Origin of the sequence: Marinitenerispora sediminis, assembly GCF_003336425.1 — a bacterium.
Lineage (GTDB): Bacteria > Actinomycetota > Actinomycetes > Streptosporangiales > Streptosporangiaceae > Marinitenerispora > Marinitenerispora sediminis.
Map to the genome: position 1 here is coordinate 12740 of NZ_QEIO01000015.1, position 12919 is coordinate 25658.

A 12919-nucleotide genomic window follows, 5' to 3' on the forward strand; every position below is an offset into this window, starting at 1 on the left:
CGCCGGACGACCCGCACCGCACCCGGCTCACCGAGCGCAACCTCGCCGCCCTGGGGCGGGGCCTACGCCGGCCTCGGCTACCGCCGGCTGGTGTACACCAACACCGTGAGCGTGCTGGAGGCCGAGCTCGTCACCCGTGCGATGGGCGGCGGGACCCGGGTGACGGGCGTGCTGCTCACGGCGGACGACACGACGGCGAACGCCCGGCTCGCCGCCCGCGAGATCGGCCGCCAGCTGGCTCCGCACATCGCGCACAGCGGCCCGATGGCGCGTCACCTCGACGCGGCGGCCCCGGAGTGGGTGGCACGTGCTGCCACGGGCGGGCGGAGGGTGCCGGACATCGCGCGCGACGTGGTCGCGGTCACCGGCTGGGGGCGACGGCCCCCTCGCCGCCCCGCGGAGCGGTGGACGCCGGTCACGCCCGGCGCGGTCCGGGCCGGACCTGGCCGGCCGCCCGTGGGCGGAACACGGCGGGCGCGGTGCGCGGCCGGGGCCGGTTCGGCGGAACGGCCGAGAGCGCCCGGACCGCCGCCATGTCGGCCACGGGGCGGATGACGCCGGCCTCCGCCAGCCAGTGCACCCACACGGGTGCCAGCCCCGGCTCGCGCTCGGCGTCCGCGCGTAAGACGCGGTCGGCGCCGACGGTGTGCTCCCGCAGCCGGTCGCGCGCGTGGCTGCCCGTCCGCTCCGCCAGCGACTGCAGTTGTGCCCTGCCCATCCAGCGCGGCCGGTGCACCTCGCGCTTCGACCACGCGAGCTCCCCCGCGATACGCGCACGGTAGACGTGCCACTCGTGGCCGGGAAGCCGCCCCGGCGGCACGTCGCGGCGGCACCGGTCGGGCTGGAAGCCGGACGCGAGCCGCTCCAGCCCGACCGCCGTCAGCCCGAGTACCTCGAAGACCTTGGCCCGGGCGGCCGCCGTGAAGGAGCCGTGGCCGTTGAGGTGTCCGGCGGCCGGTGCCACACCTGCGGGCGGCGCCGCCCGCTCGAACATGAGGTACTCGTCGTCGGCGTTCCGCACGAGAACACCGACGCGCTGCAGATCGCACACGCTCATACGCGCCCTTCCCAGCGGAATGCGGATGCGAAGGATCGTAGGGCCGCGCCGCCGGCCGCCGCTGCCGCCCCCGTCGGACCGCGGACCGTCCGGGCGGTGGTTCAGGAGCGGAAAAGGGTTTCCGTTCCCGGCGGCCGGTGTGCCAGGGTCCTCCCGTGTCTGATTCCCGTACCGCGCTGCTGCGCTGGCAGTTCGACCTGACCTGGTCTCTGTTCGAGTTCCACCTGGAGCGGCTGGAGCCGTCCGACTTCCTGTGGGAGCCCGCTCCCCTCTGCTGGACGGTGCGGCCCGGCGCCGACGGCGTCTGGCGGCCCGACTGGGAGGAGTCCGAGCCCGATCCCGTCCCCGTTCCCACCATCGCCTGGGTCACCTGGCACATCGGCTGGTGGTGGTCCACCGCCCTCGACCACGCGCAGGGGCGGACGTCGCGCGACCGGGTCGAGGTCACGTGGCCCGGCGACGGGCCGGCGGCGGTCGCGTGGCTGCGGAAGCTGCACGCGGAGTGGGTGACGGTGCTGGACCGGCTCACCGACGCCGACCTGGACGCGCCGGCGCTGTTCCCCTGGCAGGGCGATCCCGGGATGACCGTCGCCCACATGGTGGCCTGGCTCAACGCCGAGCTGATGAAGAACGTTACCGAGGTCGGCCAGCTCCGGATGGTGCGCGCCGCGTCCGCCGCGTGACGCGCTGACCGCCGCCCCGCGTGTCCGGCGGCCCCGGGCGGCCGGACACGCCGCTACTCCTCCGCGACCCGCTCCAGGTCGGTCAGGACGAGCTCGGCCGCCGCCGGACCGGCGTTGAGGAACCACGGGTCGTCCTCGACGGCGACCGCGCGGCCGGCGCGCACCGCCGCGAGCCCGTCCCACAGCGACCCGTCGAGCACCGTGCCGGCGTCCGTCTCCGCACCGCCCCCCTGGACGGAGTAGAAGATCCAGTCGCCGTCCATCCGGTCGACGTCCTCGGCGCTGACGTCTACCGAGGTGTCCTCGACGCACTGCGGCCGCGGCCGGGCCAGCCCGGCGTCGTTGGCGACGCTGCCGGTGAAGGACGCCAGCCCCCACACCCGGGTGCGCCCGGCGCTGAACCGCACCATGGAGACGGACGGCGGCGCGTCGGCGACGGCCCCGGCGATCCGGGCGGCGTGCGCCCGGTAGCCGGCGAGCACCTCCTCCGCCCGGTCCGTCTCACCCAAGGCTGCGGCGACCAGCCGGAAGTCCTGCTGCCAGTTGACCCCGTTGCCCTCGGTGAGCACCGTCGGCGCGATCTCGGCGAGCTGGCCGTAGAGCCCGCCGCCCGCACCGGCCTCGTTGGCCAGGACCAGGTCCGGGTCCAGGTCGGCGATCCGCTCGATGTTGAGGTCCTCCCGGGTGCCCACGGACGCGATTCCGGCGAGCGCGTCGGCGTCGTCGGGGAAGGCGTGGGTGACGTATCCGGGCACGAGACCGGCCCCGGGCACGCCGGCGGCCCCCACCGGGACGGTTCCGAGCGAGAGGACGCCGTCGAGTTGGCCGGTCGCCACCACGACGATCCGCTCCGGGCGGTGGTCGATGGTGCTGGTCCCGCCGAAGTGCGCGACCTCGCGCGGGAACTCGCCGTCCTCGGCGGTGGTCCCCATGCCGGCGGGCACGGAGGTCGGCGCGGGGGCCTGGGCGGCGGGCACCGCCGCGCAGGTGCCGGCGTCCGGCGCCGGGGAGGCGTCCGGCGCGGCCGCGGAGAGCCCCTCGGCGGCCCCGCACCCGCTCAGCAGCGCGATGGCGGCCGCGGCCGCCCCCAGCCGTCTCGGTCCTGCCGGCATGTGCTCCCCCTCCACGGTGACCATTGGGAGGATAGCCTTACCTAAACAGGACAGCGGCACCGCCTCTTGGGTAAGGACGTTCCGGACACGGCCCCACCGCCCCTGGCGGACCCGGCCGCCGGGCCGCGGCGCGGTCCTCGGCTCCGCGGCATCCGGCGGGCGGGCCCGCACGGGAACCAGGGACCGAGCGGGGGGTGGACGCGTCGGACGGCGAGTCACGCATCGGGCGGCCCAGGCGGGCAGGCGGGAGCGCCCGTGGTCGGCGGCCTCCAGGTGCCTCCCGCCACCGGGAGGCCGCCCGGGGGGCGATCCCGTCGGCTCGCCTCGATCACCGGGCCCGGGCGCCCCTGGGCGCGGCGGCGACGCCTGTCCCACCGGCCCGGTCCGCTTCACCGCGCGTGTGAGCGGGAACGCCGTCCGGATGACCGTCCCGGTGCGCGCGGGACCCGGCGCGGGCCCGAGCGCGGGCCCGCCGACCGGATCCGGCTCAGTCCCAGTACGCCCGCCACTGCTCCGGCGTCAGCTCGCGCGGGTCGCGGCCGTCGGCACGCGCCTTGGCCTCGGCGGCGCGGACCCGGCCGTCGAAGCGGCGGGCGGCGGCGCGCAGGTCCATCTCGGGGTCGGCCGCGCGGCGGCGCTCGGCGTCCACGGCGGCGAACAGCTCGCCGCCCGGGCCGCCGTCGTCGGCGATGAGGTCCTCGGGGAGGCCGTTGCGCACGGCGCGCTTCTGGAGCTCGTAACCGAGCAGCGCGGCCGGCTGGCCGAACGGGACCCCCTCCAGGATGGACGCGTCGCGCTGGCCCTTCTCGACGCGCTCGGCCGCCTTGATGGTCTCCCAGTTGGCGCGGACGTCGTCGACCCCGGCCACGTCCGCGCCACCGAAGACGTGCGGATGGCGGCGGGTGAGCTTGTCGATGATGGCGTCGGCGACGTCGTCGATCGTGAAGCCCTCCGGCCCGCGCTCCTGGGCGATCCGCGCGTGGAAGACCACCTGGAGCAGCACGTCGCCCAGCTCCTCGCGGAGCGTGCCGAGGTCGCCGTGCTCGATGGTCTCCAGCGTCTCGTACGCCTCCTCGATGAGGTACTTGGCCAGGGAGGCGTGGGTCTGGCCGGCGTCCCACGGGCACTGGCGGCGCAGGGTGTCCATGACCTCGACCAGCGCGAGGACGCGGTGCCCGGCCGGGGGGTGCGGCTGCTCGTCGTTCATACCCTCAGCCTGCCATCCTGGGCAGCCACCCGCCGGCGCGCAGCTCCCGCAGCACGGCCGCCACCGACTCCGCCTCCGTGGCGTCGCTGGTGTCGATGACCAGGTCGGCGTCGTCCGGCGCCTCGTAGGGGTCGGAGATGCCGGTGAACTCCGGGATCTCGCCCATCCGCGCCTTCGCGTACAGGCCCTTGCGGTCGCGCGCCTCGCAGACCTCCAGCGGGGTCGCGACGTGCACCAGGAAGAAGTCGCCGGTCTCCTCCGCCATGGCGCGGACCTCGGCGCGGGTGGCCGCGTACGGCGCGATCGGCGCGCAGACGGCGACGCCGCCGTGCCGGCTGATCTCGGCGGCGACGTAGCCGATCCGGCGGATGTTGAGGTCGCGGTCGGCCCGCGAGAACGTCAGGCCGGAGGAGAGCATCCGGCGCACCACGTCGCCGTCCAGCAGGGTGACCGTGCGGCCGGCCCGCCGGACCGCGTCGGCCACCCCGCGGGCGACGGTCGACTTACCGGAGCCGGACAGCCCCGTGAAGAAGAGCGTGAGCCCGCGCCGCACCCGGGCCGGGCGCCGGCGGGCGAGTTCGGCGGAGACCCGCGCCGACGTGAACCACGCCGGCAGCGCCTCCCCCCGGCCGAGCATGTCCTCCACCTCGGTCGGGGTGAGCTCGCGGCGGGCCTCGCCGGCGCTGATCCGCTCGGCCGGGCGCCACGCGCCGGTCCGCGCGTCGTAGGCCCACTCCCCGGCGGCGACCAGCGGGATCGGGGAGTCGTCGGTGATCACGGCCGGCGGCTGGTCGGGGTCCCGGTTGACGAGGAGGTGGCTCGCCCCGTAGCGCGCGGCGACGTGCGCGGCCAGCTGTTCGGCGCGCCCCGCCGGCAGCGCCGTGCCGTCGGTGGTCCCGGCGCGGGGCAGCGTCAGCACCGAGAACCTGGTCCGGGGCGGCAGCAGCGGCTCGGCGGCGAGCACCGCGGGCACCGCCCCCTCGTCGTCGAAGGGGGCGTCGACCAGCACCAGCACCTCCACCGGTCCGCCCCCGCCGATCTCCTTGACGGCGGCGCGGACCTGGTGCAGTGCGCGGTGGTGCAGCGGGCGGTCGGTGAGCACCGCCAGCATCGGCCGGTGCGCGAGGGCGCCGATCTCGCGGCTGCCGCGTACCTCGACCGGAGCGCGCCGCAGGCTGCGGTACACCCCGTGCACGGGCGGCCGGGCGAAGTGCACCTCGCCGGCGAGCCGGTGCCCGCCGTCGGCCCACCAGCGCTCGGACACCGCCAGCTCGGCCAGCGGCGCGCCCTCGGCGTCGGTGAGCAGCACGCGCTCGGCGGCGACCAGCTCGTCGGGCACCGGCAGGGTGACCGGCACCGGCCAGGGGGTGCCGTCCGGCAGCCGGCCGCGTTTGGCGACCGACGCCGTCTCGCTCGCGGTCATGAACCCGGTCAGCGGGCAGGCGCCGTTGAGGATGAGCTCCAGATGGGCCATGGCGTCCGGTCCCGGGGTGAACGTCGGCCGGTCTGCGGCGGCACCGGTCATGCGCGCTCCCTCTCCTACGCGGGCGGATCCACATCAGCGTATGGCCTCGCCTCCCGCCGGCCCGGGCCCGCCCGAGGCCGGGAGCGGGAACAGCGGAGGCCGCGGCGGCGTTGCGCATGTGTGCGGCGCTCGCGCCGGTCACGGCGGTCGGCGCCCGGCGATGCTGATGCTCGCGGTAGGGTGCGCGGCGTAGGCTAGGAGCGGGGAGCCAACCGATTCAGCCCAGCGTGTCCTGTTCTCCGTAACCAACGCACGCACCATCGGTACCACCGTCACACGCCCCACCTGGTGATATGAGCCTTTCTGGACTTCTCGCCGTCGTCGCCGACGACCCGGCGCTCACGAAAGCGATCGAAACCGCCCGTGGCGGCCACGATCCCCGTCTCGACCTCGTCGCTCCTCCGGCGCTGCGCCCCTTTCTCGTCGCGGCGCTGGCTGTCGACCCCCCTGTGGGCGCCGGGCGTCCGGTTCTGGCCATCACCGCGACCGAGCGCGAGGCCGCCGACCTGACCGACGCGCTCGGGTCGCTGCTGCCCCCCGAGTCCGTGGCGCTGTTCCCGGCGTGGGAGACGCTGCCGCACGAGCGGCTGTCGCCGCGCTCCGACACGGTCGGCCAGCGGCTCGCCGTGCTGCGCCGGCTCGCGCACCCCGACCCCGGCGACCCGCTCACCACGCCGCTGCGCGTGGTCGTGGCGCCGGTCCGCAGCGTGCTCCAGCCGCTGGTGGCCGGCCTCGGCGACCTCCGGCCGGTGCGGGTGCGCGCCGGTGACGAGGTGGCGCTGGAGGACGTCGTCCGCTCGCTCGTGGACGCCGGCTACGCCCGGGTGGACCTGGTGGAGAAGCGCGGCGACGTGGCGGTGCGCGGCGGCATCCTCGACGTCTTCCCGCCCACCGAGGAGCACCCGCTGCGGCTGGAGTTCTGGGGCGACACGGTGGACGAGATCCGCTACTTCCGGGTCGCCGACCAGCGCTCCATCGACGAGAAGGGCGAGGGCGGCGCCGCGCCGTCGGGCCTGTTCGCGCCGCCGTGCCGGGAGCTGCTGCTCACCCCCGAGGTCCGCGAGCGGGCGCGCGCGCTCGCCGCGGAGCACCCGTCGCTCGCCGAGATCCTGGACAAGCTCGCGGACGGCACCGCGGTGGAGGGCATGGAGGCGTTCGCGCCGGTGCTCGCCGACCGCATGGAGCTGCTGCTGGACTACCTGCCGGACGGCGCGCACATCGTGGGGTGCGACCCCGAGCGCATCCGCACCCGCGCGGTCGAACTCGCGGCCACCAGCCGCGAGTTCCTCGACGCGTCCTGGATCAATGCCGCGTCCGGCGGCGAGGCCCCGATCGACCTGGGGGCCTCGTCCTACAAGTCCATCGCCGAGATCCGCTCCGACGCCGAGGCGCTCGGCCTGCCCTGGTGGACGGTGACCCCGTTCGACCCGGGCGCCGGCGCGGACGAGGAGGAGGACTCCGTCGTCGTCGGGGCCGTCGCGGCGGATGAGTACCGCGGCGACACCGAGCGCGCGCTGGCCGACGCCAAGTCGTGGCTGCACGACGAGTGGCGGGTGGTCATGGTCACCCAGGGCCACGGCCCGGCCGAACGGCTGGTCGCGATGCTGCGCGGGGCCGGGCTCGGCGCCCAGTTGCGCGTGGACCTGACCGAGGCGCCCGAGCCCGCGGTGGCCACCGTCGCCACCGGGCGCATCGAGCACGGCTTCCTGTGGCGGGCGACCCGCACCGTCGTGCTGACGGAGGCCGACCTCGCCGGCCAGAAGTCCTCCACCAAGGACATGCGCCGGATGCCGAGCCGGCGCCGCGGCGCCGTCGACCCGCTGCAGCTGAAGTCCGGCGACTACGTCGTGCACGAGCAGCACGGCGTCGGCCGCTACATCGAGATGGTCAGCCGCAACGTGCAGGGCGCCACCCGCGAGTACCTGCTCATCGAGTACGCGCCCTCCAAGCGCGGCCAGCCCGGCGACCGGCTGTTCGTGCCCACGGACCAGCTGCACGAGGTGACCCGCTACGTCGGTGGCGACGCCCCCGCCCTCAGCAGGATGGGCGGCACCGACTGGGCCAAGGCCAAGAGCCGCGCCCGCAAGGTGGTGCGCGAGATCGCCGGCGACCTGATCCGGCTGTACTCGGCCCGCCAGGCCTCGCCCGGCCACGCGTTCGCGCCGGACACCCCGTGGCAGCGGGAGCTGGAGGACGCGTTCCCCTACGTGGAGACGCCGGACCAGCTGGCCGCCATCGACGAGGTCAAGGGCGACATGGAGAAGCCGGTCCCGATGGACCGGCTCATCTGCGGCGACGTCGGCTACGGCAAGACCGAGGTCGCGGTGCGGGCCGCGTTCAAGGCGGTGCAGGACGGCAAGCAGGTGGCGGTCCTGGTGCCGACCACGCTGCTGGTGCAGCAGCACCTGTCCACGTTCGCGGAGCGCTACGCGTCGTTCCCGGTGAGTGTGAAGCCGCTGTCCCGCTTCCAGAGCGACGCCGAGGTGGAGGCGACCCGCGAGGGACTGCGCACGGGCGCGGTGGACGTCGTCATCGGCACCCACCGGCTGCTGTCCTCGGAGACCAAGTTCCGCAACCTGGGCCTGGTCATCATCGACGAGGAGCAGCGTTTCGGCGTCGAGCACAAGGAGGCGCTGAAGCGGCTGCGCACCCAGGTGGACGTGCTGGCGATGTCGGCTACCCCCATCCCGCGCACGCTGGAGATGGGGCTCACCGGCATCCGCGAGATGACCACGATCCTCACCCCGCCCGAGGAGCGGCACCCGGTGCTGACCTTCGTCGGCCCCTACGACGAGAAGCAGATCGCGGCCGCCATCCGCCGCGAGCTCATGCGCGAGGGCCAGGTGTTCTTCGTGCACAACCGGGTGGCGTCCATCGACCGGGTCGCCTCGACGCTGAGCCAGCTCGTGCCCGAGGCGCGGGTGGCCTACGCGCACGGCCAGATGAACGAGCAGCAGCTCGAGAAGGTCATGGTCGACTTCTGGGAGAAGAACTTCGACGTGCTGGTCTCCACCACGATCGTGGAGTCCGGGCTGGACGTGCCCAACGCCAACACGCTCATCGTGGACCGCGCCGACACCTACGGCCTCTCCCAGCTGCACCAGCTGCGCGGCCGGGTGGGCCGCGGCCGGGAGCGCGCCTACGCCTACTTCCTGTATCCGGCGGAGAAGCCGCTCACGGAGACCGCGCACGAGCGGCTGTCCACGGTCGCCCAGCACACCGAGACCGGCGCGGGCATGTACGTGGCGATGAAGGACCTGGAGATCCGCGGCGCCGGCAACATCCTGGGCGCCGAGCAGTCCGGCAGCATCGCGGGAGTGGGGTTCGACCTCTACGTGCGCATGGTCGGTGAGGCCGTGCGGGAGCTCAAGGGCGACCCGAACGCGCTGGAGGAGATCGAGACGCGGGTCGAGCTGCCCATCGACGCCCACATCCCGCACGGCTACGTACCGGGCGAGCGGCTGCGGCTGGAGGCCTACAAGCGCATCGCGAGCGTGGCCGACGAGGCCGACATCACCGCGGTCCGCGAGGAGCTGGCCGACCGGTACGGCGAGCCGCCGCAGCCGGTGGACAACCTGCTCGCGGTGGCCCGGTTCCGGGTACTCGCCAAGAGCGCCGGGCTGACCGACGTCGTGCTGCAGGGCAGCCAGATCCGGTTCGCGCCGGTGGACCTGCGCGAGTCGCAGCAGCTCCGGCTGCGCCGGCTGCACCCCAAGTCCATCCTCAAGCAGGCGACCCAGACCCTGCTGGTTCCGGTGCCGAAGTCGGGCGGGCTGGGCGGCAAACCGCTGCGCGACCGCGAGCTGCTGGCCTGGTGCGCGGACCTCGTGACCGCGGTGTTCGAGCCGGCCGGACGCACGGCAGCGGGCCGGGGGTGAGGTGCGGCGGCGCGGGGCCGCCTCCGAGGCCGGCACCGGGACGCGCCCGGGACGAGGAGATCCCCTCCTCGCCCCGGGCGCGTCCCGTTTCCCACCCCGTCGCCCTGCCGATCGGCCGCCCGGAGGACGCCGGACGCGACTGACACGGCGGAGGCGTCCGGCTCCACCCGCCTGCCGGACGCGGCCTGCCCGCGCCCCGCGCGCCGGACACCCGTCGCCGGGGCCGGGGAGGGTCGGCGGGTCCCCGGCACGCCGACCCGCGCCGCTCGGGACGGCGCACGCCGACCGGCAGGCGGCGCGGCCGATCCTCCGGCCAGGCGGTGACCGGTCCCCGGGGCGGCCGAGGCGCGCCGCGGCGGGCGCTCGCGGAGGCGCGGGGCCGCCGCCGTCCGAGCGCCCGCGGCTTCGGACCGGTACGGTGCCGGTGTGATGGTCCGAGTCACCGCCGTCGTCATCGAGGACGGCCAGCTGCTGCTCCTCGACCAGGACACCGGCTCCGGCAGGTCCTGGAGCCTGCCCGGCGGCACGGTGGAGGAGGGCGAGCCGCTAGCCGCCGCCCTGGTCCGGGAGGTCCGGGAGGAGACCGGCCTGGAGGTGGCGGTGGGCCGGCTGCTGTACCTGTGCGACCACATACCGCCCGGCGGCGCCGGGCCGCACGTCCTGCACGTCACGTTCGAGGCGCGCCGCACCGGCGGCGCCCTCGGCCGCCCCCGGCCGGGGGCGGACTCCCGGCCGATCCGCGGCGTACGGTACGTGGACCTCGGTGAGCTGCCCGGGCTGGGGTTCGGCGCGGTGTTCGTGCGACTGGCACGTGAGGGCTTCCCCGGCGCGGGCGGATACATGGGCCCCAAGGCCGCCATCGGGCTGTAGCGGCTGCCCGCCCGGCCCATGGCGGGTCCGCCGGGCGGCCGTCCCCGTCCTCCTCCGCGCGGCGGAGCCCGACCGCGTCCGGCAGGCGATGCGCCCAGGCGGCCCGCGCGCGATGCTCGGAGGCGGACCGGGCGGACCCCGCCCGCGGGAACAGGAGGCCCCCATGAACACTCTCACCGGAGCACCGCCCGCCCCTGGTCGGTTACGCGCCGCCTGGCGGGCGGCCCACGCCCCCGTGGCCGGGGTGCCCCGCTGGGCGCGGATCGCCGCGTACGCCATCCCGTTCGCGGTGCTGCCGTCCGGCCTGTGGCGGATCGCGGCCGTCGTCCTCCACACTCCCCTCACCGACGGCCCGCAGGGCACCGGCGACCTGCCGTCCTGGCTGCCCATCGAGGTGTACGTGGTCCTGCTGTCGGTCGGCTCCGAACTCCTGGCCTTCACCGCGATCGGGCTGGTCGCGGCCTGGGGCGAGGTCGTCCCGCGCTGGGTCCCGGTGCTGCGCGGACGGCGGGTGCCGGTGGCGGCCGCCGTCGTCCCCGCGCTGCTCGGCGCGGCGGCCCTGACGACCCTGTGGACATCCATGGCCGTCCTTTCGGCGGTCGGCCGCACCCTGCAGGGCGACCCGCTCCCGGCGGGCATGCCCCTGGCGGCGTTCGACTGGCAGGCCGCCGTGTTCGCCGCGACCTATGCGCCGCTGCTGCTGTGGGGCCCGCTGCTGGGCGCGGTCGCGCTCGCCTACTGGCGGCGGCGCACCGGGGGCGGTCCGGCCCCGGCGGTGGCCGCGGCCTGAGCCCGTGCGGCCGGCGCCGGGGCCCGATGGGCCCCCGGGGACCGGTGCGGGCGCGCCCTACTCCGGCGCCCGCCGCGCCACCTCGCCGTCCAGAGTCCGTCGCGGCGCTCTGGCGCGTTGAGGGAGAACCGGTATCGGAGCCCCGCCCGGGCGACGGCGCCCCGGCATCGTCGCAGCTCGATGTCCGATCACCGCCAGACTTCGCCGTGCCGGTGCAGGAGCATCGACGTGTTCCCGACACCGACATGGAAGCGGACGACATGACTGCGGTACTGGACGGCAAGGTGGCCTTCGTGACCGGCGGCAGCCGGGGCATCGGCGAGGCGGTGGCGGTCCGGTTGGCCGAGGAGGGCGCGGACGTCGCGCTGACCTACCAGCACAGCGCCGATCGCGCGGCGGAGGTGGTGGACCGGATCACCTCGCTGGGCCGGCGGGCCTGGGCGGTGCACGCCGACAGCGCGGACCCGGCGGCGGTGCGCGAGGCCGTGGACGGCGTGGCCGCCCGGTTCGGGCGGCTGGACATCCTGGTCAACAACGCGGGGGTCGGGGTGCTCGGCCCGGTCGAGACGATCTCGCTCGCTGACGTCGACACGGTGCTGAACGTCAACGTGCGGGCCCCGTTCGTCGCGGCGCAGGCGGTCCTGCGCCACATGGCCGACGGCGGCCGGATCATCAACATCGGCAGCTGCATGGCTGAGCGGGTCGCGTTCCCCGGCGGCTCCCTGTACGCGACGAGCAAGACGGCGCTGACCGGCCTGACCAAGGCGCTGGCCCGCGAACTCGGCCCGCGGGGCATCACCGTCAACCTGGTGCACCCCGGACCGACCGCGACCGACATGAACCCCGAGGACGGACCGGGCGCGGACATGCAGCGCGGGTTCACCGCCCTGGGCCGCTACGGCAGCCCCGCGGACGTCGCCGCGACCGTGGCCCACCTGGCGGGCGACGGGGCACGCTACGTGACCGGCGCCGGGATCGCCGTGGACGGCGGCTTCGCGGTCTGAGGCCGCACTGCGCGTGGCCGCCCGGGCGGGGCGCCGGCCACCGCTCCGGTCCCGTCTGCGCCGGGCCGCGCCGGCGGGCGGCGGTGCGCGAGGGACGGGACCGGTGCGGCGGCGCCGACGCGAACGGCGGGCGGGAACGCGGCGGCGGGGTCCCGAACGGCTCGACGGCGTCCGGGCGGCCGGTGCGGCCACCGCACCGCGAGCGCCCGGGCGCCCGTCGCCGGCGCCGCTGCGCGGGGCCCGCGGGTCCCACCCAGCTCGGCTGTCCGCCCGCGAGACCGCGAGACCGCGAGCCAGCCTGAGCCGCGGCTCAGGCCCGCACGCCCACGCGGGTTCCCCGGACCGGACAGCTACCGGGCAGAGACAGCCCCGAGGGAAGCAGCCGTGCGAGTGCCCCTCCCGCCGGTCCTCGCCGTCGGAGGGGCCACACCTCCGGGAAGCCGAGCGCCATCGGGCCGCCGACCCGCACCGGGCGGCGATATCCGGAAGGCGCAGTCGCAGACGGCGGCCCGCGAGAGTCCGGCCCGCGCTCACACGCCGTGGGTCCACCTCCCTGCCACGCCATCCGGTTGTCCGCACCTCGGGACAGGGCGAAAGCTCCACGGGAATGGGCGATTCCCCGGGCACGGCATGCCGAAGGCCCCGGCCCGCCCGGGGCCGGCCCTCGCAGGCGTTCCGCGGGCCGGACGGCCGCCGGGGCGGGGAAGCGGCCCCCTGGGGGCAGAGCGCGAGCGTCCCGCCTAGCAGGTCATGGGCCGGGTGCGGGCGCCCGCCCCGGCGGCGGGCACCCGCG

At 76.0% G+C, this 12919-nt stretch carries 9 protein-coding genes; 5 read left to right on the forward strand and 4 right to left on the reverse strand.

Annotated elements, in window-relative coordinates; genetic code table 11:
• Positions 1–415 precede the first annotated feature (415 nt).
• Positions 416–1057, reverse strand: a complete 642-nt coding sequence (locus tag DEF28_RS04440; protein WP_114396659.1) for an NUDIX domain-containing protein — start codon at positions 1055–1057, stop codon at positions 416–418.
• A 155-nt stretch (positions 1058–1212) separates the two neighbouring features.
• Between DEF28_RS04440 and DEF28_RS04445 the strand changes: the two genes are divergently transcribed.
• The gene (locus DEF28_RS04445) at positions 1213–1740 is read left to right on the forward strand and encodes a DinB family protein (protein ID WP_114396658.1); all 528 of its coding nucleotides are present in this window, start codon (positions 1213–1215) and stop codon (positions 1738–1740) included.
• A gap of 53 nt (positions 1741–1793) precedes the next feature.
• Here the strand turns inward: DEF28_RS04445 and DEF28_RS04450 are convergent, their stop codons facing one another.
• From DEF28_RS04450 to cysC, 3 genes are all read right to left on the reverse strand, one after another.
• The gene (locus DEF28_RS04450; RefSeq protein ID WP_147280071.1) at positions 1794–2852 is read right to left on the reverse strand and encodes an ABC transporter substrate-binding protein; all 1059 of its coding nucleotides are present in this window, start codon (positions 2850–2852) and stop codon (positions 1794–1796) included.
• 487 nt (positions 2853–3339) lie between these two features.
• On the reverse strand, positions 3340–4059 hold the full coding sequence (mazG, locus tag DEF28_RS04455) for a nucleoside triphosphate pyrophosphohydrolase (protein WP_114396656.1): 720 nt from the start codon (positions 4057–4059) through the stop codon (positions 3340–3342).
• A gap of 4 nt (positions 4060–4063) precedes the next feature.
• Positions 4064–5584 carry an adenylyl-sulfate kinase gene (cysC, locus tag DEF28_RS04460; protein WP_114396655.1) on the reverse strand — a complete coding sequence of 507 codons (1521 nt, stop codon included), beginning with the start codon at positions 5582–5584 and terminating at the stop codon, positions 4064–4066.
• Positions 5585–5877: 293 nt separating this feature from the next.
• Between cysC and mfd the strand changes: the two genes are divergently transcribed.
• The 4 genes from mfd (at position 5878) to DEF28_RS04480 (ending at position 12126) form a co-directional block, all read left to right on the forward strand.
• Positions 5878–9462: a transcription-repair coupling factor gene (gene mfd, locus DEF28_RS04465; protein WP_114396654.1), complete on the forward strand. Its 3585-nt coding sequence runs from the start codon at positions 5878–5880 to the stop codon at positions 9460–9462.
• A gap of 429 nt (positions 9463–9891) precedes the next feature.
• Positions 9892–10332, forward strand: coding sequence for an NUDIX domain-containing protein (locus DEF28_RS04470; protein ID WP_114396653.1), 441 nt, complete (start codon positions 9892–9894; stop codon positions 10330–10332).
• 163 nt (positions 10333–10495) lie between these two features.
• Positions 10496–11122, forward strand: a complete 627-nt coding sequence (locus DEF28_RS04475) for a hypothetical protein (protein ID WP_114396652.1) — start codon at positions 10496–10498, stop codon at positions 11120–11122.
• Positions 11123–11382: 260 nt separating this feature from the next.
• A complete protein-coding gene (locus tag DEF28_RS04480; RefSeq protein ID WP_114396663.1) occupies positions 11383–12126 on the forward strand; it encodes an SDR family NAD(P)-dependent oxidoreductase in 744 nt (247 codons plus the stop codon).
• The last annotated feature ends 793 nt before the right edge of the window (positions 12127–12919 follow it).